The following is a 20454-nucleotide window of genomic DNA, read 5'->3' as shown; positions in this document are numbered from 1 at the left end:
ATCGCTGCAATTAAACTTTTACTTTTATACTTTTACATTTTAACTTATGATGCAATACAGCTTTTCCTATAATAAGAAAAAAGTAATTCAGGCACTACGCTACCACTTTTTTGCCCGCCAGGAAATTAAATTCATGATTATTCTGGTAAATTTGTATGCAATTTTAGCCGCCATTCTTTTCTTTTTTAAAAAAATACGGCCTGAACCTTTTGTTTTAGGCTCATTGATCTGGTTATTAATGTTGATAGCCGTTTGGTATATTTTGCCCTATTCCATTTATAAAAGAAGTATAAAAACGTTTACTGATCAATTCATCATCCGGTTTACCGATGATAAGATTTTTTTAGAAAATGAATGGGGAGAAGCCCATTGGAAATGGGCTGATTTTGCAAAATACATGGAAAGTCCCCATTTTTTTCATCTTTATTTTAATGCAAAATCATTTTTTTTAATTCCCAAAGAAGGCATGGAAGATGAAAATAAAAAACAAATAAGGGAACTGTTTAAATTACATATTCCTTCCTAAAAAAAGCAAATTTCTTTATCTCAAATTTTTTTTCATCATATAATGCGGAATATTTACTTCGTTAAATTCAGGGGAAGCAATTTGATAGCCTAATTTTTCATAAAACCCAACAGCCGTTTTACGGGCATGCATGCACAACACATCATAGCCCATATCTCTGGCTATATTTTCTGCATAATTCATTAAAGAACGGCCAATACCTTTGCCCTGTAACCCATCAATGACGGCCATTTGGCGTAAACGAACCTTTTTATTATCTAAAGGAGTTAATATACAACATCCTTCTAATTTATCCTCATCAAAACAGCCAATTAAAATATCATTTTTTTCTTCTTCCAGCTCTACCTGGTTAAATTGAAGCCCAAGTGGTTTGCGTAAAATCTGGTAACGCAAATCTACCATTTTCTGGTAATCGTCAGTGCCGTAATCTATTATCCTAATTGCCATTCTGTATAATTTTTTACAAGGTAAAAATCATTTTTAAAATACCCGAAAAAAGTGCCAAACAAAATAATGTTATTAAACTGTTTAAAAAACTTGTTAAAACAAAATTGACAGAAAACATTGGAGTTTTGTCAAAAAGTATATTTTTGCGCCTGTAACAAAACTTATTACAATGTCAGACATCGCAACAAGAGTAAAGAAAATCATTGTCGACAAGTTAGGTGTTGATGAAGCAGAAGTAACCAATGAGGCTTCATTTACTAACGATCTCGGTGCCGATTCTTTGGATACCGTTGAATTAATCATGGAATTTGAAAAAGAATTCAACATTTCTATTCCTGATGAGCAGGCTGAAACCATTACCACCGTTGGCCAGGCAATTACTTATCTGGAAGAACATGCCAAATAAGCTTTTACTCCATTGATGGAATAATGAATCCGCCTTTCTTAGGCTTCTAGCCACGGATAGGCGGATTATCACTTAAACACAGGTCCTTTAACTATGCAATTAAAACGCGTTGTTGTAACCGGATTGGGCGCTATTACGCCCTTAGGTAATACTGTAGCTGATTATTGGGAAAATCTTGTAAAAGGTGTTTCCGGGGCTGCTCCTATTACCCAGTTTGATGCCTCTAAGTTCAGAACGCAATTTGCCTGCGAGGTAAAAGGTTTTGATCCCGTTCAGTTTATGGATAGAAAAGAGGCCCGGAAAATTGACCGTTTTACACAATTTGCACTCGTTGCCAGCGATCAGGCAATGGCCGATGCCGGTTTAAATAAAGAAAATATTAATCCCGATAGGGTTGGTGTGGTATTTGCCAGTGGTATTGGCGGTTTAATCACTTTTCAACAGGAAGTAATGGAATTTGCCAAAGGCGATGGTACGCCTCGCTTCAATCCCTTTTTCATCCCGAAAATGATTTTAGATATTGCCGCTGGGCAAATATCTATGCGCCATAATTTGCGTGGCCCCAATTTCGCTGTGGTTAGCGCTTGTGCCAGTAGTACCAATGCTATGATAGAAGCTTATAATTTACTCCGTTTAGGAAAAGCAGATATCATCGTTAGTGGAGGAAGTGAAGCTGTTATCAGCGAAGCCGGTGTTGGCGGATTTAATGCCATGAAGGCCATGAGCGAAAGAAACGATGATCCCACTACCGCAAGCCGACCATATGATAAATACCGTGATGGTTTTGTAATGGGTGAAGCCTCAGGTGTGGTAATTTTAGAAACATTGGAACATGCACTGGCCCGCGGAGCAAAAATATACTGCGAAATTGCCGGTGGTGGCGCTACTGCCGATGCTTATCATATTACAGCCCCACATCCGGATGGACTGGGTGCACAAAATGTAATGCGTGTGGCTTTAGAAGATGCAGGCATGCAACCGGAAGATATTGATTACATCAACACCCATGGTACTTCTACACCTTTAGGTGATATTGCCGAAGTAAAAGCCATTGTAAATGTATTTGGCCAACATGCTTATGATTTAAATATCAGTGCTACAAAATCAATGACCGGACATTGTCTCGGCGCTGCCGGTGTGATAGAAGCCATTGCTTGCATAAAAAGCGTGGTGCACGATATTGTTCCTCCTACCATTAATCATTTTACTGACGACCCTGACTTAGATTCTAAGCTTAATTTTACTTTTAATAAGGCACAAACCAGAACCATTAATGCGGCATTAAGCAATACTTTTGGTTTTGGCGGACATAATGCCTGTGTAATTGTAAAAAAATATGTAGCTTAACGCTGTGCAAATGCTACCTAAAATTTTCAGTTCGTCTAAAGCAGCCTTCGAAAAAGAGTTAAAAAATGTGCTGGGTATTAAACCCGGTAAAATATCGCTATATAAAATTGCATTAAGCCACCGTTCGGTAAAAGATACCCCTGAAGAAAATAATGAAAGATTAGAATACCTGGGTGATGCGGTATTAAGCGCCATAGTTGCAGATTATCTCTTTAAACGATATCCCTATAAAGGTGAGGGATTTTTAACAGAGATGCGCAGTAAAATGGTGAATCGTCAGCAACTCAATGATATTGCTGTAAAAATGGGTTTAAAGCGTATTACCCGCTTTAATAAGTTTGATGGTTCGCTGAAAAGCAGCCAGATTTTTGGCAATACTTTAGAAGCTATTACCGGTGCCATTTATTTAGATAAAGGGTATGAAAAAACCCGGCAATGGGTTATTCGCCAAATTTTAATTCCCCACATGTTTATTGAAGACCTGGAATTAATAGATATTAATTTAAAAAACAAATTAATAGGATGGGCCAACAGAAATGGCAAAATGCTCAATTTTGAACTGTTGGAAGAAAAATTAGAAGCAGGCAGAAGGGTATTTACCATTAATGCAGTATTAGATGGTGAAATTTTAGCGAAAGGCAAAGGCTTCAATAAAAAAGATGCCAGCCAGATTGCAGCACAATCGGCCATTGAAAAATTAGGCCTTTGATATAATAATATTACGGCTATTTTTAATGCTTCTATTCTCCTTATTTTTTCATCTGATACAGTTTTCAATGCTGATTAAAAAAATTGAATAATGTTTTTACAGGTAGAAAAAATTAGCAAACGGTACAATCAGAATAATGATCATTGGATATTGCAGGATATTAATTTTGAACAAAAACATCATCAAAAAATTGCATTGTCCGGTGCTTCGGGAGCAGGTAAAACAACTTTACTAAAAATTATTGCAGGATGGGAACAACCCGATGCGGGTAATGTTTACTTTAAAGGCAATAAAGTAAAAGGCCCGGATGAACAATTATTGCCGGGGCATAAGGGAATTGCCTTCCTGTCGCAGCATTTTGAATTGTGGAATAATTATACCATAGCTGAAATACTCGATTATAATAATCAACTTGAAAAACAGGCTGCTGAAACATTATTTGCTATCTGCAGAATTGAACACCTATTGCATCGTAAAACCAATGAAGTTTCCGGTGGTGAAAGACAAAGAGTGGCATTGGCTCGTTTATTAATTATGCAACCCCAACTCATCATTTTAGATGAGCCATTTTCAAATCTTGATTTTGATCACAAACAAATATTAAAAACAGTATTAGCTGAAATTGCCCAAAATCAGGAATTGAATTTCATAATGGCCTCTCACGATCCCATGGATACACTACCTTGGGTAGATACCATCGTTATTTTAGAAAATGGACATATTATTCAGCAAGGATCACCTCATGAAATTTATTATCATCCCGTAAATACCTATTCTGCAGGCCTATTTGGCGATTTTAATATAATACCTGCATCGATGGCTGCGTTGTTAGCGCTGCAAAGCACGAATGCCCAATCTACAGACAATTTTATATTAAGGCCTCATCAAATAGAATTACATCCCCATTCAAATGGGCTGATTACAGGAACCGTAAAAGAGGTGCAGTTTTTGGGAAGTTATGATATGATAGTTGTGCATACATCGCAGGCCGGCGATTTAAAAGTAATGGAGCAACATACCACACTGCAACCCGGTAATCAAGTAACTGTTACATTGAAAAATCAACCAATAATCAGCTTTTAATTTCCTGACAAAGTTCAATTAAAACACCGTTGGCAGTTTTAGGGTGTATAAAACAAACCAATTTATTGTCTGCTCCTATTTTAGGTACTTCATTAATAAAAGAAAAACCAGCCTGTTTCAACCGTTCTATTTCTTTTTCAATATCGGTTACTTCAAAAGCAATATGATGCAAACCTTCACCTCTTTTGGCAATAAATTTTGGAATAACCCCTTCTGTATCTAAACTTGCCAGTAACTCTATTTTTGAATCGCCAACGCTAAAAAAAGCAGTATTCACTTGTTCACTGTTTATCATTTCAGTTTTATAGCAGGGAGTATTTAGCAGTATTTCATATTTTTCAATGGCATTTTCTAAATTTTGCACTGCTATGCCAATGTGTTCAATTTTATGCATATCCAATCATTTTACCAAACATGGCAATTGAATGCCTGTTTGCATTATGAAAAGTAAATTTAAAGAACCTAATGCAGTAAATTTGTGTTGTTAGTAAGTAGTAAAAAAATTAGATGTATGTTGAAGTTGCCTGTTTATTTAGATAATAATGCTACTACGCCAATGGATCCAAGAGTGTTGGAAGCCATGTTACCCTATTTTACCCAACATTTCGGCAATGCAGCCAGCAGGAATCATGCTTTTGGATGGGAAGCTGCAGAGGCAGTTGAGTACGCCAGAGAACAAGTAGCAAAATTAATTGGAGCTGAACCGAAAGAAATCATCTTCACTTCAGGTGCTACTGAAAGTGACAATTTGGCCTTAAAGGGCATCGTAGAAGTGTTTGCCGGAAGAGGGAACCACATTATTACCTTGAATACTGAACACAAAGCAGTTTTAGATACCTGTAAACATTTGGAGAAACAGGGTGCTGAAGTAACGTATTTACAGGTTAAAGTGGATGGATTGATTAATTTAGAGGAATTAGAAGCAGCCATAAAACCAACTACCATACTTATTGCCATTATGTATGCCAATAATGAAATTGGCGTCATTCAACCCATTAAAGAAATAAGTGCCATTGCTAAAAAACATGGCGTTTTATTTTTTACCGATGCTACTCAGGCAGTAGGCAAAATTCCGGTGGATGTTGTAAAAGATGGTATAGATATTATGGCGTTTAGTGCACATAAAATGTACGGTCCGAAAGGCGTTGGTGCATTATACATTCGAAGAAAAAATCCGAGGGTAAAATTAATTGCACAAATGGATGGAGGTGGTCATGAGCATGGAATGCGCAGCGGCACACTGAATGTGCCAGGTATTGTAGGATTTGGAAAGGCTTGTGAATTGTGCCGTTTGGAAATGTTTGAAGATGCTGCCAGAATCAGCCGGTTAAGAGATAAACTGGAACAGGCCTTACTGCAGTTAGAAGTGGTTGCTGTGAATGGAAATACAACGCATCGTTTGCCCCATGTTTGTAATATTTCTTTCAAATATGTGGAAGGAGAAGGCCTGCTCATGGGTTTTAATAAAAATATGGCAATAAGTTCCGGTTCAGCTTGTACCTCTGCCTCTTTAGAACCCAGTTATGTTTTAAAAGCATTGGGTTTGAGCGATGATTTGGCACACAGCTCCATGCGTTTTAGTTTAAGCAGGTTTACAACTGAAGAAGAAATTGATTACGCCATTGAACAAATTGCCTTAACTGTTCAGAAACTTAGGGAAATGACTTAATTGTAAAGAAATATTCAATCAATGCAATGTTGTTATAGGGAGGGGTTTAACAAAATGTTGTAATAATGCACCTCTTTTCAAAAAAAATTCAAATGCTCAATAGAAGCCGGGGTGATCATGATTCAGGAATCAATCTTGACGAACTATCTGTAGCCTATCAATGTTCAACAGGTTGGCTTTAATCATAAAGCACAAATTTTGCCTAAAGGCCGGAACTGATTATTAAAAAATGGACGCCACCAATTCAACAATCTTTAATTAAATTTGCAATAATATTTAAATGGTTTCAACAATGGTAGCAAATGATAATGCAATTCATGTAAGTGAAAAAGCACGTGAAAAAGTATATGAATTAATGAAAGAATCGGGCAAAGCAGATAATGCTTCTTATTTTTTAAGAGTAGGTGTAGTGGGGGGCGGCTGTTCCGGTTTAAGTTATAAAATGGATTTTGATAATGAAATTAAACCTGGTGATCAGATTTTTGAAGACAATGGCCTGAAAATTGTAACAGATATTAAAAGTTTTTTATATTTAGTGAATACGGTATTGGAATATTCAGACGGATTGAACGGTAAAGGTTTTCATTTTAATAATCCTAATGCCAGCAGAAGCTGTGCCTGTGGCGAAAGTTTTGCGGTATAATTTTCATTGGAATACTTTTCTTGAAAGCTGCAATCAATTTCGGTTGCAGTTTTTTTTATTAATATACACACAATTTTTTCAAATTTCTGTTCTTCTAAACACAGTAACACTTAGTTTTGAATAGTTATGTGGATGATATGTAAAAAAGAATGGAATCAATTTTTCAGCAGTATTACAGCCTACGTTGCGCTGATCATTTTTTTATTGTTGAACGGGTTGTTTCTTTTTGTATTTCCTGATTCAAGCATGCTTAATTTTGGTTATGCAACACTTAGTCCCTTTTTCGATTTTGTACCCTGGGTACTCCTTTTCTTGATACCCACCATTACCATGCGTAGTTTTGCTGATGAATATAAAACCGGCACCTTCGAGTTATTAAAAACATGGCCTGTTAAACCTTCCGGATTGGTTTTGGGAAAGTTTTTTGGAGCTATGCTCATTATACTTGCCGCATTATTACCAACCTTGGTATATGCTTTTTCATTGCAGTATTTAAGCAGTAGTGGCGGGTTAGATGTGGGCGCTACCATTGGCAGTTATGTAGGCCTGCTGTTGCTTTGTGGCGTATTTGTATCCATTGGTATTGCTGCCAGTAGTTTTACTAATAATACAGTGGTAGCATTTATTGCCGGCGCATTTGTTTGTTTCATGCTCTATGCCGGTTTTGATGCATTGAGTAAGTTACCTGTATTTTCAGGTACACTTGATTATTATATAGAAATGTTGGGTATAAATTTTCATTATCAAAGTGTTAGTCGTGGTGTAATAGATACCAGAGATTTGGTTTATTTTTTTGTAATGAATAGTTTTTTCATGTTCATTACACAAAAAAATGTAATCAATAAATAAATATTCAGTACAATAGCCAAAAATGATTGCTGTCTGTTCATTCACAAGTATTTGTTCGAAATAAATAACAAAAAATGAAGCTTACTTCTTTACTTCAAAAAAAATATGGATGGGCAGTTTTGCTTATTTTTTTTGCCATACTTATTGTTTTATCTGCGCAAATACATGTCCGTTTAGATCTTACTAAAGAAAAGAGATATTCATTAAGTCCTTCTACCAGGCAGTTATTGGCCAATTTAAAGGGCGATATTGAAATACAGGTATTGCTAACCGGAAAGCTGAGTTCAGGATTCAGAAAGTTAAAAAATACAACCGGTGAATTATTAGAGAATTATCGATCTTACTCAAATGGTCATCTGCATTTTAGGTTTATTAAGCCGGGTGAGGGTTTACCCGATTCCATGAAAGTACAATTGTATGATAGTCTGGTGCGTATTGGCATCAAACCTTTTAATAATCAGTTACAGGAAAATGATGATGCACAAACCGAACGGCTTATATTTCCATCGGCAATTGTACAATACAATGGCAAAATAATTCCAGTTGATTTAATGAGTGGAAAAAGTGGTATGGATGAAGAAAGTACTTTAAATTATTCGGAGGCATTGCTTGAATTTAAATTTGATGATGCTATTCAAAAAATAACCGCAACACAATTTCCGGTAGTAGCTTATGCAGTGGGCAATGGCGAACCGTTGAATCCTACAGTGAATGATTTATTTAACACCATTCGCAATAATTTTCGCTTTGGAATATTTGATTTGCGAACCGGAATTTTAGATGCCAATACTATTAAAGCATTGCTGATTGTAAAACCGGAACAGGCATTTACGGAAGATGAAAAAATTAAAATTGATCAATATATCATGCAAGGTGGTAATGTGCTTTGGTTTATTGATAAGTTGTATGCAGAATTTGATAGTTTATTAAGGGCTAAAAGCGATTTTGTTGCTTATGATAAAGGATTGAATATCGATGATCAGTTATTTAAATATGGTGTGCGTATTAATCCTGATTTGTTACAGGATTTAAATTCGGCCAAACAGCCATTGGTAGTGGGTAATATGGGTGGCCAGCCACAAATACAACGCATACCCTTTCCTTATTATCCATTGTTAAGCGCACCTGAAAATCATCCCATTTCACGAAATTTAGATCAGGTGTTAAGTGTATTTCCTTCTTCCATTGATACGGTTGAAGCAAATGGTATTAAAAAAACTGTTTTATTGGCCAGTGATACCAATAGCCGAAAATTAGGAACACCGGCAATTGTAAGTTTACGAAGTATTCGTTCTGAAGGCGATTTGCAAACTTTTACCGATAGTAAAGTACCCGTTGTTGTTTTATTGGAAGGGAAATTTAAATCGCTGTACGCCAACAGATTTACTAAAGTCATGCAAGACTCGGTTGAAAAACTTACGGGGGTACCATTTATGCCAAAAGGCATAAAAGAAGCCCGGCAAATTGTGGCCAGCGATGCAGATATTGTAACCAATGTAGTTACACAATCTAATGGCCCACTTCCAATGGGCACACAACAATTTGAAAATTATCAATTTGCCAATCGTGAGTTTTTATTAAATTGTTTAGATTATCTGGTAGGAAACAGAGGTATTTTAGAAACCAGGAATAAAGAGTTTACTTTACGATTGTTAGATAAAAATAAAGTAAAAGCAAATAAAACATTTTGGCAACTCATCAATATTGCAATACCCATTTTATGCATTATGTTACTGAGTGCAGTAATGCAGTGGTATAGAAAAAAAACATATACTAATATTTAATTCAATGTCTCCTAACGAAATTGTATACTTAGTTTTTGGAATTGTACTGGCCATAGCTTTAGTGGCAGATTTGGGATTGTTGAGTAAAAAAAATAAAGCAGTTACCATTCAGTCAGCTGTTTATTTAACCCTATTTTGGGTATTGCTGGCATTTGCATTTTTTGTTTTTATGTGGATGGAAGAAGGCCACAAAAAAGCAATTGAATACATCAGTGCATATTTTATGGAATGGAGTCTGAGTATTGATAATATTTTTGTGTTTATACTCATTTTCAATGCTTTTAAAATAAAGGAAGTATTTTATTCAAGAGTGCTGTTAATTGGCATTTTAATGGCCATTGTGCTTCGGGTTATTTTTATTACGGTTGGGGTTGAACTGGTAGAACGCTTTCATTGGATTTTATATGTTTTTGGTGCGTTTTTAGTATATACCGGCATTAAAATGTTCACTGAAGATGATGAAAAGGAATTCAATCCGAAAGAAAATAAAATATATCACTTTCTACAGAAATTTTTGCCCCTCACACCTTCTGATGGGAATGGGCGTTTTATTATTCGCATAAACAATAAACCACAATACACCATTTTATTTGTTACAGTTGTAATGCTTGCTTCTGTAGATCTGGTATTTGCACTCGATTCTATTCCTGCCGTAATGGGCATCTCTCAGGATCGTATTATTATTTACACTTCTAATATTTTTGCCATACTTGGTTTACGTAGTTTATTTTTTCTGTTACGTGGTGCTGTAAACAAATTTGCTTATCTACAGCAAGGCATATCCATTGTGCTTATATTGATTGGCAGCAAAATGATTGGCGAAAAGTGGATTGATACCTTTTTAACCAAAAACGAGCAGGTGTTTATTTCTTTGTTGTTAATTATAGTTTGTATTGGCGGTTCTGTGTTGTATTCTATCTTCTATTCAAACAAACAACTGAAAAAAAACAAAACCTTGTGAGTTACCCGATTGATCAAATTGCAAAAATAATTAACGCTGCAGCTTCTATTCATACTACGGCTACTATTCGTTATTTGTTAACTGATACCCGGCTAATGATTGATGCAGAAGCTTCATTGTTTTTTGCTTTGGGCAATAACCCCAGAAGAAATGGGCACCAATTTATTGCAGCAGCTTATAAATCGGGAATAAGAAATTTTGTAGTGTCTCAACAATTCGATGCATCGCCTTATGCTGATGCCAATTTTTTAAAAGTAAGTAATACCTTATTGGCTTTACAGCAACTGGCTGCTTTCCATCGCAGAAAATTTCATTATCCCGTTATTGGCATTACCGGCAGCAATGGTAAAACTATTGTAAAAGAATGGCTCAATCAATTACTGCAAAATAATTTCAATATTGTTCGCAGCCCAAGAAGTTATAACTCACAAATTGGCGTTCCATTAAGTGTGTGGCACATGGCGCCGCAACATCAGTTAGGCATATTCGAGGCGGGTATATCATTGCCGGGCGAAATGCAACATTTACAGCCCATTATTGCGCCCACAATTGGGATACTTACATCAATTGGCGATGCACATAATGAAGGATTTGCATCCATACAAGAAAAAGTAAAGGAAAAATTAATTTTATTTCAGCAGGTTGAATGTTTCATTTATTGTGTAGATGATTTACCTGAGGGTACAATTTTACCAAAGGTTCCGCTTTTTTCATGGGGAAATGATAGTAATGCAACCCTTAAAATTGTTCATCTTTCTTTCCAAACAAAACAAACACTTGTTGATTATGTATACAACGGCAGCGAGGGTAAGTTAGTTGTTCCTTTTTCTGATAAGGCTTCTGTTTATAATGTGATTACCTGTTTTTGCTGCATGTTATACTTTAAATTTAATGTTGCCATTATCCAGGAACGCATTTTGCAGTTACAGCCTATTGAAATGCGGATGCAATTAAAAAAGGGGATACAGGATTGTACCATTATTAATGATAGTTATAGCAATGATATAGATTCTTTAGCCATAGCATTAGACTATTTGCAACAACAGGCAGCAGGCAGTAAAACAACGGTAATATTGTCTGATTTTTTGCAGACTGGTTTGCCAACTGAAACTTTGTATCAAAAGGTTGTTCATTTACTACAACAAAAGAAAATAAATAGATGCATTGCCATTGGTGAAAATGGTATGGCAAACAGAAAAATTTTAGAACAGGCAGCGCCGGAAACTTTTTTCTTTTTCGATACTTACCAATTCCTGAATGAATGGTTTCGATTTTCATTTCATGCTGAATTTATTTTGTTAAAGGGAGCTCGTAAATATGCTTTTGAACAAATTGCAGTATTATTAGAACAGCAGGTACATCAAACCATATTAGAAGTGAATCTTACAGCACTTGCGCATAATTTAAGAGCATATCAGCAATTGCTGGCACCCAATACCAAAACCATGGCCATGGTAAAAGCCTTTGGTTATGGAAGTGGAAGTGTAGAAGTTGCAAAAGTTTTGCAGTTTTATGGTACCGATTATTTGGCCGTTGCGTATATAGACGAAGGCGTTACTTTACGTAAAGCGGGGATTGCTTTACCCATTATGGTGATGAATGTTGAGGAGAATGGCTTCAATGCCATGATTGAGCATGGTTTAGAACCGGAAATTTTTTCTTTTCAATTGTACAATAGCTTCCATCGTTTTTTATTAGAGCAGGGTATTGAAAAATTTCCTGTTCATATTAAGGTTGATACGGGTATGCACAGGCTTGGATTTGAAGTATCTGAAGCAGAAAAATTAGGACACCTGCTTTTAACAACCAATACCATGTGGGTAAAGTCTGTTTTTACACATTTGGCTTCTGCTGAAAACCCTGCACATGATGCTTTTTCGCAATGGCAACACCAGCAATTTCTGTATTTCAGTAATACGATTGAAAATATTTTGAAATATAAATTTATTCGCCATATTGCCAATTCTGCTGCTATTATCCGGCATCCCGGCATGCATCATGAAATGGTTCGTCTGGGTATTGGTTTATATGGTGTAAACAGTTCAAATACACAGGGTGTGTTTTTGCAAACAGTTGCTGTTTTAAAAACAACCATTGCACAAATTAAACATTTAAGACCCGGCGATAGTGTGGGTTATAACCGATCGGCTATTGTAGATACGCCAATAGTTATTGCTACCATTCGTATTGGCTATGCAGATGGTTTTAGTAAAAGGTTAAGTAACGGTGTTGGATTTGTGTATATTAATGGCTATCGTGCCCCTGTTATTGGCAGTGTTTGTATGGATATGACCATGGTGAATATTACCAATATTCCAAATGTTGAAGAGGGCGATAGTGTTGAAATTTTTGGTTTACATATTGGCGTAGAAGAAGTAGCGAAATGGTGCGCCACCATTCCTTACGAAATTTTAACCGGTATTAGTCAGCGCGTAAAAAGAGTTTACCTCAATGAATAAAAAAAGGCATTGCTTCTGTTGAAACAATGCCCGTAAGGTAATCATAGAATTCATGTCTTTAAAAACCGGCCTAATCTTTATCATCAATTACATTCCTGCATTAACAGCCGGTTTGGTTTCATATTTTAATTGGTGCCACCATTATAACCATTGTAATAGGTGGGTTGATTGTTATAACTGGTTGAGCCTTCTTTATAATAATTCTTTTTGGCATTGCTAATGGCCTGATCTCTTTCTAATTTTAATTCTCTTATGGTAGCCCTTCTTTCTCTTCCAGTCATACTGTCATCTGCACGGGCCGAATTTATTTTTTGCGCATAATCGTGCTGAATATCCATAATTTCCCGGTCTAATTTAGATGGCCTTGCCTGATAACCATATCCGTAATCATAGTATGGATATCCATAACCATACCAAGGCATTCCGAAACCATAACCAAAACCCAGACCAAAATAAGGATTATAAAGAGGGGCATAGCCACCATAGCCACCGCCTACTATAACAGTGGTACGGCCTTTTCCACCTCCAAAATCATCCCTGTCGCTCATTCCGCCAAAATGTGGCCTAACTGTTGCTGCTGTAGCTCCTGTTACTAACAGTATTGCAAATACAGCTATTGATAATTTTTTCATGATCTTCATTTTTTGTTGTTCATATATATATGACTATAAAAGATGCCTCAAATAACATGCTTGATGGTTAAAAATGCAGGTTATAACATTTATTTAAATATTCGCCGTTAAATAGCGCCCATAACACTACTTTTTAAAGCCTTTGATTGGCTTTTACAGTCTTAAAAATCAAACTTTCGGTTATTCGTTAAAAACCTTACTTTTGCGTCCCCAATTGCGGATGTGGCGAAATTGGCAGACGCACTAGACTTAGGATCTAGCGCCGCAAGGCATGTGGGTTCGACCCCCTCCATCCGCACTAATAGTACTCATTCCTCTTTTTTAAGGGGGATTTTTTTTAAATTGGTTAAACAATAAACAGCGCAATTATGGCAAATGTTACCAGAGAGAACCTGAGTGTTTTAAATGATAAAATCACCGTTACTCTTTCAAAAGAGGATTATTTTGAAGGGTTTGAAAAAAGCCTGAAAAAATATGCGAAAACTGCCAATATTCCCGGCTTTCGTAAAGGAATGATTCCGGCAGGTTTAATCAAAAAAATGTATGGGCAAAGTGTTTTTAGTGAGGAGGTACTGCGAAAAGTTGAAAAATCTTTACTCGATTTTTTAGAAAATGAGAAGCTGGAAATTTTTGCACAACCTCTCCCCTTAGAAAATGGGAGTCCGGCTTTAGATATGAATAATCTGGTTGATTATTCTTTTTCATTCGAAATTGGTTTAAAACCCGAAGTAGTTATTGACGTTGCAAAATTAAAAGTTACACAATACAAAGTAACCGTTACCGATGAAATGGTAGAGCAGGAAATAGACCGTTTACAGGTACGCAATGGAAAAATGACAGAACCGGAAACTGTTACTGGAGAAGACAATGTACTGAATGTAAAATTTGTTGAAACTGATAAAGAAGGAAATGAACCAGAAGAGGGTATTAGCAAAGAAAACTCGTTGTTAGTAAAATATTTTACTGAAAAATTCAGAAAGAATTTAATGGGTAAAAAAGCAGGTGATTCTGTTGTCCTGCAATTGAAAAAAGCATTTGACGATAAAGAGTTGGACTTTATTTTGTCTGATCTTGGTTTAGAAAAAGGCAAAAAAGGAGATGAGAGCAAATATTTTAAACTGCAAATTACAAAAGTAGGGTTGGTGGAAAGGCCGGAGTTGAATGAAGCATTTTTTGAAACGGTTTATCCCGGAAAAGCAATTGCTACCCTCGATGAATTTAAAAAAGCAGTAAAAACTGAAATAGAAAATTATTATCAAGCTCAGGCTTTAAATCAGGTACACGATCAAATTTATCATCAACTATTAGAGCATGCCAATTTTCAATTTCCCGATAATTTCTTAAAGCGTTGGTTACAGGTAAGCGGCGAAAAGCCAAAAACAACTGATGAAATTGAGGTAGAATTTCCAACATTTAAAGAACAATTAAAATGGACTTTAATTAGTAACCAGCTTACAGTAGATCATAAAATTGAAGTGTTGCCGGATGATATTCGTACATTGGCTAAGCAACAATTATTGCAATATCTAGGCGGACAAATTAATATGGATGAAAATCAGCAATGGGTAGAAGATTACGCCAACAGAATGATGCAGGATAAAAAATTTATGGAAGATAGCTATCACAGAATTGCAACAGAAAAAATGTTTACTGCAGTTGCAGAAAAAGTGAGTAAAACAGAAGAAGCAATTAGTGCAGAAGATTTTGCTGCTAAATTGCACCATCACCACCATTAATTGTATTTTAAATTTGCATATGGCTGTTTCAAATAATGAAACAGCCTTTTTTTATCCATACAATTCCAAATGAATGTCCTTACGGTCGTAGCCTAATGCTATAATTCTTTCTTTTGCCTCATCAATCATATTTTTCCATCCACACAAATAAAATGCCGCAGGCTTTTTTTCATGCGCTAATAACTGCTCGTAAACGTGGTGAACATAACCGGTATAGCATCCTTCTTCTTTTAAACTTTCTTCTCTTGAAAAACAAGCATGAAAATGAAAACCGGGCTCATGTTTACTGAGTTTCCTTAATTCATTCAAGTACAAACCATCTGTTTGTTTTCTACAACCAAATATTAAATGAATGTTTTGATGCGGTAATTTGTTTTGGTGAAGATATTGAACCATTGAGCGAAAGGGAGCAATGCCCGTGCCGGTGCATATTAAAAATATATCTTTTTCAATCTTTTCAGGCAAAGTAAATTTTCCTAGCGGTCCTCTCAGAAGAAATTCAGTGCCTACTGTAGCTTCATTAAACAAATAATCGGTACCAGCGCCACCTTCTAAAAAAACAATAATTAATTCAATAATATTGGTATCGTTAGGTGCTGAAGCAATAGAGTAACTGCGCCATCTTTTGTTTTTTTGTTCATGAATGGGTAAATCTAATGTTACAAATTGGCCGGGGGCAAAATCAAATTTTTCTACTTCCGGAATTTGAATAAAAAATTTTTTGGTAAAGTTGGTTTCGGGTTCAATTGCAACAATAATACCCTTTTGCCAGGCTTGCATATTTTTCGTTTTTGCTAATATAGTAGTAAGTATCAAACAGACAGTTTTTTTACAAAAAAATACCCCGATTTTTTCGGGGTATTTTTTAAATTGTATCGGTTAATTAATGAACTACCAATATTTTTTGATTATACACTTTGTCTTTCTGCTTTATTTGCAAAATATAAGTACCCGGAGCAAAGCTCGCTGAGCTGTATTGTTTATTAAAGATTCCACTGTAGTTGCTGTATTGTTCATTCATCATTAATTGTCCTGCTTCATTAAACAATGCAATATTTACAGGACCGAGCGTATTCATGATAAATCGAATTGAGAAATTGCTGTTGGCCGGATTAGGTGTAACCTGTAAACCAATGGTTGAAGGATTCACATTTTGAATAGCTGTAAATACATAGTTGAATGTATTGGAACCTCTCTGACATCCTGATGAATCTGTTACAATTACAGCATAGCCGCCCGATTGTGATGGCTTAATGGAACGAGTAGTTGCACCTGTTATGGGGTTGTTGTTGAAATACCATTGGTTACCATTGTTGCTACTGCTCATTAAACTATCACCCACTTGTGTAACGGTTGGTGCAGCAACGCTGCTTGCAACAATGGCCGTGCGTGGGCTGGTACAATCTGATGTGCTAACCCTTACATTATAAAAGAAGTAATAGTAAGATTGTGGGTTTGATGCTGCAGGTACACTGTTGCCTGTAATCATAAACAAACCATTTACACCCATTGGGTAGATGGTGCCACTGATACCGCTGTTTCTAAAAATGCTGGCACCATTGCTGCATTGCATAATTAATGCATAATCTCCGGCAGCAGGTACCTGTAAGTTTAAATTAAAAATAGCACCGCTGTCGGCCGGGTTATCACTACCCGGTAAGGTAGCAGGTGGTGTTGGATTTGTAGCCGCAACATTGAAGTTGATAACCTGAACAGGACTGTAAGTATAGCTTGAACCATCTGCACTTACAGTAAGATTGCTGGCTAATGTTATTTGTATGTTACCTGCATTCCCAATATACATTCTGGCAGTTTCTATAGTGAGGGGTGCATATGCATGAAATGTAACATAATTTCCGGCAAAGGCATTATATCCTCCGGTGCCATATACTGTTTTATTGGCCGGACCAACTGTAACTTTGCTTCCGGTTTGTAAATAATAAGTGTTATTAGAAGGTACAGTACTGGTTGAAGTATTTGCTCCTACTGCAATAGGGCTTGTAGCGGTATCGGAGCTATACCATAAATAAGTACTGTTACTATTGGCATTGCTTGCTTTTAAATAAGCTGTATTAGTGCCACAAATAGTAGCTGTACCAACAGGGGCAGCTGGTGCATTGGCTATTGCAATGGTTACTGTTTTGGTATTATCTGTTGTATCCTGATCGGCTGCATAAACAATTGTTGCATGAATTGTATAACTGGTGCCGGCAATTGTACTAAATGGTGTTTGAAATACATAAGTATCTGTACCACCGGCTGCTAATGTTAAAGGATATAGGCCAGATAAGTTGGCAATAACGGTAGCACCGTTGCTAACGGTAGCATTCAGTGTAAAATTGCTGGCGCTTACAGTGCCTTTATTTAAAATTTGAACTGTTAAATACTGGTTATTGGCTGCGCAAGCGCCTGCTGTAGGTGTAACAATACCGGCTAATGTTAAATTATTGGCAGGTGCAATAAATTGAATACGGTAGTCCTGTGTTTCTCCATATCCATAATTACCGCAAGGTTGTACGGTTGAAGAGTCTGTTGTTTCAACAGCTACAATACGCATTAGTGTTAAATTATTCACAGGTAAATTTCCGGGTGTAATAATGTTAGTGGTATAAGTACCATTTCCGGTAGCTACGATGGTGGCCACTTGTTCTCCGGGATCAGAAAAACTACCATTACTATTATAGTCAATATACACTTTCACCACTTTGGGATTATTAGTGGCATCTGAACTGTTTAATAGAATGCTGAAAGGCAAGATTTGATTGGATTGAATTTTTCCTGTAATATTGGTAAAGTTACTATAGGTGGTATTGGTTGTTGTGTTCTTATTAGTAATGCCTGCAAAAGCTACACTATCAATTCTGGTGCCTGTGTTGTTGGTAGCACCTGAACTACAATAAGCAGTTCCGCCAATACCGCTTACTATTAATGAAAATGCCTGTGAACCTCTTTGTAAATTGCCTTTATTGGTGATGGAAATGGTATATAACTGGCCGGGTACTGCACTATCTACATTAATTTTTTCAACATTATCCAAGTAGTTGTCTCCTTTAGTTGCTGGAGCACTTGGAATAGTCGGATTTAAAACCCATGGTTTGTATACATTACTACCATTGCTAATACGCATGTCCAAATCGTTTACCAAACGAGGGGTAGTGTTGTTTACCGAATTAGAAGGCGATAATGGTGCAATGGGGGGGTCTAACCAGCTTAAAGTGGCCACTAATGGTCCTTTACCCGAAGCAACAACATTCATGGTATATGGCACTGCATTGCTCAAAGTTTTTTCAAGAATGGTATCTGAAACTTGGTTATAAGAAGAGGTAATAACAGATGATGCTTTCAGTACATTTAATAACCCCCAGCCAAACTGATAGCCAGGCCCAGGTGCTGTGCCAGCTTGATTAGCAGTATGAATAGCCAATGCTTTTAAAGTAGCAGATCGCATAAAATTGCCCGGATGCAATTTGTTGTAATATTCCTGAACTAAATATAATGATCCGGTGGCATTGGGTGCTGCCATTGAAGTGCCGCTTTCTGTTTGATAAGCAGTAGTAGAAGTACTCCAGCTTGAAGTAACATTCACGCCATCGGCAACTACATCAGGTTTAATTCTGCCATCGCTGGTGGGGCCCCATGCACTGAAACTGCTCATCACCACATCACTGGGATAGTTATAACCAAGCGGAATACCATTTACCGCACCTACGGCTAAAATATTTTTGGCATCCTGTGTATAGGCAATAGAGCCATAATCGGGATTATTGGGAATTGATGCTGTTCTGTAAATAGATTTGTTGCTATTTCCGTTATATAAATATTTTGATCCTACTGCCGGCCCGTTTGAATTTCTGGAGTTACCTGCCGACATGCTGATTAAATAATAGGGTGCATTGTACGCAATAGAATCGAACATTTGCGCACTTTGATCATAATATCCAAAACCGTATGATTTGCTGGTACTAATGGTTGTATCGCCATACCAACTCCAATTTGTACCATCATAATTCCATCCGGCTAAAAAACCATATGAGTGGTTTGAAACCAATAAATTGGGTGAGGCTGCCATCATTTCAGACTGGTCATTACTAAAATCATACGCAATTAATTTCTGCGCATTAAATGCCATTCCTTTGGCAATGGGGTTAATACCGGTTGCGATTAAAGTTCCGGCTACGTGCGTAGCATGGTCGCTCAACGCAGCTGAATCGGGATTTACTATGCGTCCAATTAACTCTACATGGTTGGTTAAAGGAGTGCCACCATCCCACATAGCTAATTTACCGGCAACACCATTGGATGAGCCGGATAAGTTTAAATTAGAACTACCCCCCGGCCAAAGCTGGTTGGTATTGGTAGTGGCAGCTGCAGTAGTATTATTAAAAGTGCTTAGATATAATGGATTACCTTTTTCATCTACACCTGCTAATGCAATTACTTTTCCGGTTGGCGTTACGCGTTTGATAAACCAGCCTTCCTGCTTTGCCAGTTGCAGGGCGCGCTGTAAATTATTGTTTTCTGAAATCCGGATGGCATCAGACAATTTTTGATATTCTTGCGGCGAACGGATATTTTGTGCCAAAATATTGCCGACACTGAGCATTAAAATAATAGCAAGGTGTAATTTTTTGAACATAGTACAGTGTGTTAAGTGAACAGCTTAATTTTACTAAATTAGATACTTTAAACACTCAAAATGCTTTATGTATAAAAATCTTTTTCTCCTAATCGGTATAACTATGTTGTTAATGGGTTGTTTGTTTGAAAAGAAGACAACATCCAACAAAAAAATTAAACAGGGAATTACGGGATATGTTTTTCGTGTTGCAGGCAATCAAATGCCTGCCCCGAATGCACCTGCTCCGCAACCACAACCTTTATCAACCACCATTTATATTTACGAGCTAACCAATATAAAAGATGTTAAGCGCATCACCGAGTCGGCCATGTATACGGCTATTCGTACTCGGTTGGTTGATTCTACCTTATCTGATTCAAAAGGTGCTTTTGCTGTGTCATTACCCGCAGGCAGTTATTCTTTATTTGCCAAGGTAGATGGTCATTTTTATGCCAACAGTTATGATGAAAAAAACAATATACAATCCGTGTACGTGCAGCCCGATTCTGTTGCAACAATTACCATACAAATTAGCAATAATGCTGTCTATTAAAAGCGTAAAGTAAACTATTGTTTAACTTTTTT

Annotated in this window: 18 protein-coding genes and 1 tRNA gene; 14 read left to right on the top strand and 5 right to left on the bottom strand. The window is 36.6% G+C overall.

The window, feature by feature from the left end; genetic code table 11:
* Positions 1 to 46: 46 nt before the first annotated feature.
* A complete protein-coding gene (locus EO766_RS05575) occupies positions 47 to 526 on the top strand; it encodes a YcxB family protein (protein WP_228733086.1) in 480 nt (159 codons plus the stop codon).
* 15 nt (positions 527 to 541) lie between these two features.
* On the opposite strand, the gene EO766_RS05570 is transcribed toward EO766_RS05575, so the two are convergent.
* Entirely contained in the window at positions 542 to 973 is a 432-nt protein-coding gene (locus tag EO766_RS05570) for a GNAT family N-acetyltransferase (protein ID WP_074418183.1), read from the bottom strand.
* A 169-nt stretch (positions 974 to 1142) separates the two neighbouring features.
* Here EO766_RS05570 and EO766_RS05565 point away from each other — a divergent pair, with 169 nt between their 5' ends.
* The 4 genes from EO766_RS05565 (at position 1143) to EO766_RS05550 (ending at position 4518) form a co-directional block, all read left to right on the top strand.
* Positions 1143 to 1379 (top strand): acyl carrier protein, encoded by a 237-nt coding sequence (locus tag EO766_RS05565; RefSeq protein ID WP_068244159.1) that lies wholly within the window; start codon positions 1143 to 1145, stop codon positions 1377 to 1379.
* 93 nt (positions 1380 to 1472) lie between these two features.
* Entirely contained in the window at positions 1473 to 2726 is a 1254-nt protein-coding gene (fabF, locus tag EO766_RS05560) for a beta-ketoacyl-ACP synthase II (protein WP_074418182.1), read from the top strand.
* Positions 2727 to 2736: 10 nt separating this feature from the next.
* On the top strand, positions 2737 to 3435 hold the full coding sequence (gene rnc / locus EO766_RS05555) for a ribonuclease III (RefSeq protein ID WP_074418181.1): 699 nt from the start codon (positions 2737 to 2739) through the stop codon (positions 3433 to 3435).
* A gap of 90 nt (positions 3436 to 3525) precedes the next feature.
* A complete protein-coding gene (locus tag EO766_RS05550; RefSeq protein ID WP_074418180.1) occupies positions 3526 to 4518 on the top strand; it encodes an ABC transporter ATP-binding protein in 993 nt (330 codons plus the stop codon).
* Here EO766_RS05550 and mce read toward each other — a convergent pair.
* Positions 4508 to 4912: a methylmalonyl-CoA epimerase gene (mce, locus tag EO766_RS05545; RefSeq protein WP_074418179.1), complete on the bottom strand. Its 405-nt coding sequence runs from the start codon at positions 4910 to 4912 to the stop codon at positions 4508 to 4510. The two genes, EO766_RS05550 and mce, sit on opposite strands and share 11 nt — an antisense overlap.
* Before the next feature lie 117 nt (positions 4913 to 5029).
* Here mce and EO766_RS05540 point away from each other — a divergent pair, with 117 nt between their 5' ends.
* The 6 genes from EO766_RS05540 to EO766_RS05515 all read left to right on the top strand — a co-directional run bounded on the left by EO766_RS05540 (position 5030) and on the right by EO766_RS05515 (position 12883).
* The gene (locus EO766_RS05540) at positions 5030 to 6187 is read left to right on the top strand and encodes an IscS subfamily cysteine desulfurase (RefSeq protein WP_287100789.1); all 1158 of its coding nucleotides are present in this window, start codon (positions 5030 to 5032) and stop codon (positions 6185 to 6187) included.
* A 292-nt stretch (positions 6188 to 6479) separates the two neighbouring features.
* A complete protein-coding gene (locus EO766_RS05535; protein WP_074418178.1) occupies positions 6480 to 6830 on the top strand; it encodes a HesB/IscA family protein in 351 nt (116 codons plus the stop codon).
* 132 nt (positions 6831 to 6962) lie between these two features.
* Positions 6963 to 7679, top strand: a complete 717-nt coding sequence (locus EO766_RS05530) for an ABC transporter permease subunit (protein ID WP_287100788.1) — start codon at positions 6963 to 6965, stop codon at positions 7677 to 7679.
* Between the two features lie 74 nt (positions 7680 to 7753).
* Entirely contained in the window at positions 7754 to 9463 is a 1710-nt protein-coding gene (gldG, locus tag EO766_RS05525; RefSeq protein WP_074418176.1) for a gliding motility-associated ABC transporter substrate-binding protein GldG, read from the top strand.
* A 4-nt stretch (positions 9464 to 9467) separates the two neighbouring features.
* Complete coding sequence (locus tag EO766_RS05520) at positions 9468 to 10424, top strand: TerC/Alx family metal homeostasis membrane protein (RefSeq protein ID WP_074418175.1); 957 nt, start codon at positions 9468 to 9470, stop codon at positions 10422 to 10424.
* A complete protein-coding gene (locus EO766_RS05515) occupies positions 10421 to 12883 on the top strand; it encodes a bifunctional UDP-N-acetylmuramoyl-tripeptide:D-alanyl-D-alanine ligase/alanine racemase (RefSeq protein WP_074418174.1) in 2463 nt (820 codons plus the stop codon). The genes EO766_RS05520 and EO766_RS05515 overlap by 4 nt, the downstream gene beginning before the upstream one ends.
* Before the next feature lie 125 nt (positions 12884 to 13008).
* Here the strand turns inward: EO766_RS05515 and EO766_RS05510 are convergent, their stop codons facing one another.
* A complete protein-coding gene (locus EO766_RS05510; protein WP_141676824.1) occupies positions 13009 to 13515 on the bottom strand; it encodes a hypothetical protein in 507 nt (168 codons plus the stop codon).
* Positions 13516 to 13731: 216 nt separating this feature from the next.
* Between EO766_RS05510 and EO766_RS05505 the strand changes: the two genes are divergently transcribed.
* Together EO766_RS05505 and tig are read left to right on the top strand one after the other, a co-directional pair.
* A tRNA-Leu gene (locus EO766_RS05505) sits at positions 13732 to 13813 on the top strand.
* Positions 13814 to 13883: 70 nt separating this feature from the next.
* Positions 13884 to 15251 carry a trigger factor gene (gene tig, locus EO766_RS05500; RefSeq protein ID WP_074418546.1) on the top strand — a complete coding sequence of 456 codons (1368 nt, stop codon included), beginning with the start codon at positions 13884 to 13886 and terminating at the stop codon, positions 15249 to 15251.
* A gap of 51 nt (positions 15252 to 15302) precedes the next feature.
* Here the strand turns inward: tig and EO766_RS05495 are convergent, their stop codons facing one another.
* Both EO766_RS05495 and EO766_RS05490 read right to left on the bottom strand, forming a co-directional pair.
* A complete protein-coding gene (locus EO766_RS05495; RefSeq protein ID WP_074418547.1) occupies positions 15303 to 16031 on the bottom strand; it encodes a ferredoxin--NADP reductase in 729 nt (242 codons plus the stop codon).
* Between the two features lie 103 nt (positions 16032 to 16134).
* Positions 16135 to 19887: a S8 family serine peptidase gene (locus EO766_RS05490; RefSeq protein ID WP_074421065.1), complete on the bottom strand. Its 3753-nt coding sequence runs from the start codon at positions 19885 to 19887 to the stop codon at positions 16135 to 16137.
* A 67-nt stretch (positions 19888 to 19954) separates the two neighbouring features.
* Between EO766_RS05490 and EO766_RS05485 the strand changes: the two genes are divergently transcribed.
* Positions 19955 to 20422 carry a carboxypeptidase-like regulatory domain-containing protein gene (locus EO766_RS05485; protein WP_143439612.1) on the top strand — a complete coding sequence of 156 codons (468 nt, stop codon included), beginning with the start codon at positions 19955 to 19957 and terminating at the stop codon, positions 20420 to 20422.
* The last annotated feature ends 32 nt before the right edge of the window (positions 20423 to 20454 follow it).

The sequence above is a fragment of the Hydrotalea sp. AMD genome, from assembly GCF_004100315.1.
GTDB lineage: Bacteria > Bacteroidota > Bacteroidia > Chitinophagales > Chitinophagaceae > Hydrotalea > Hydrotalea flava.
Note: the sequence above shows the minus strand (reverse complement) of the source record. Positions and strands in the feature narration are given on the sequence as shown.

Bases quoted from the DNA above. Each gene is read 5' to 3' on its own strand.
- EO766_RS05575 (WP_228733086.1), top strand. From the start codon at position 47: ATGATGCAATACAGCTTTTCCTATAATAAGAAAAAAGTAATTCAGGCA.
- EO766_RS05570 (WP_074418183.1), bottom strand. From the start codon at position 973: ATGGCAATTAGGATAATAGATTACGGCACTGACGATTACCAGAAAATG.
- EO766_RS05565 (WP_068244159.1), top strand. From the start codon at position 1,143: ATGTCAGACATCGCAACAAGAGTAAAGAAAATCATTGTCGACAAGTTA.
- fabF (WP_074418182.1), top strand. From the start codon at position 1,473: ATGCAATTAAAACGCGTTGTTGTAACCGGATTGGGCGCTATTACGCCC.
- rnc (WP_074418181.1), top strand. From the start codon at position 2,737: ATGCTACCTAAAATTTTCAGTTCGTCTAAAGCAGCCTTCGAAAAAGAG.
- EO766_RS05550 (WP_074418180.1), top strand. From the start codon at position 3,526: ATGTTTTTACAGGTAGAAAAAATTAGCAAACGGTACAATCAGAATAAT.
- mce (WP_074418179.1), bottom strand. From the start codon at position 4,912: ATGCATAAAATTGAACACATTGGCATAGCAGTGCAAAATTTAGAAAAT.
- EO766_RS05540 (WP_287100789.1), top strand. From the start codon at position 5,030: ATGTTGAAGTTGCCTGTTTATTTAGATAATAATGCTACTACGCCAATG.
- EO766_RS05535 (WP_074418178.1), top strand. From the start codon at position 6,480: ATGGTAGCAAATGATAATGCAATTCATGTAAGTGAAAAAGCACGTGAA.
- EO766_RS05530 (WP_287100788.1), top strand. From the start codon at position 6,963: ATGATATGTAAAAAAGAATGGAATCAATTTTTCAGCAGTATTACAGCC.
- gldG (WP_074418176.1), top strand. From the start codon at position 7,754: ATGAAGCTTACTTCTTTACTTCAAAAAAAATATGGATGGGCAGTTTTG.
- EO766_RS05520 (WP_074418175.1), top strand. From the start codon at position 9,468: ATGTCTCCTAACGAAATTGTATACTTAGTTTTTGGAATTGTACTGGCC.
- EO766_RS05510 (WP_141676824.1), bottom strand. From the start codon at position 13,515: ATGAAAAAATTATCAATAGCTGTATTTGCAATACTGTTAGTAACAGGA.
- tig (WP_074418546.1), top strand. From the start codon at position 13,884: ATGGCAAATGTTACCAGAGAGAACCTGAGTGTTTTAAATGATAAAATC.
- EO766_RS05495 (WP_074418547.1), bottom strand. From the start codon at position 16,031: ATGCAAGCCTGGCAAAAGGGTATTATTGTTGCAATTGAACCCGAAACC.
- EO766_RS05490 (WP_074421065.1), bottom strand. From the start codon at position 19,887: ATGTTCAAAAAATTACACCTTGCTATTATTTTAATGCTCAGTGTCGGC.
- EO766_RS05485 (WP_143439612.1), top strand. From the start codon at position 19,955: ATGTATAAAAATCTTTTTCTCCTAATCGGTATAACTATGTTGTTAATG.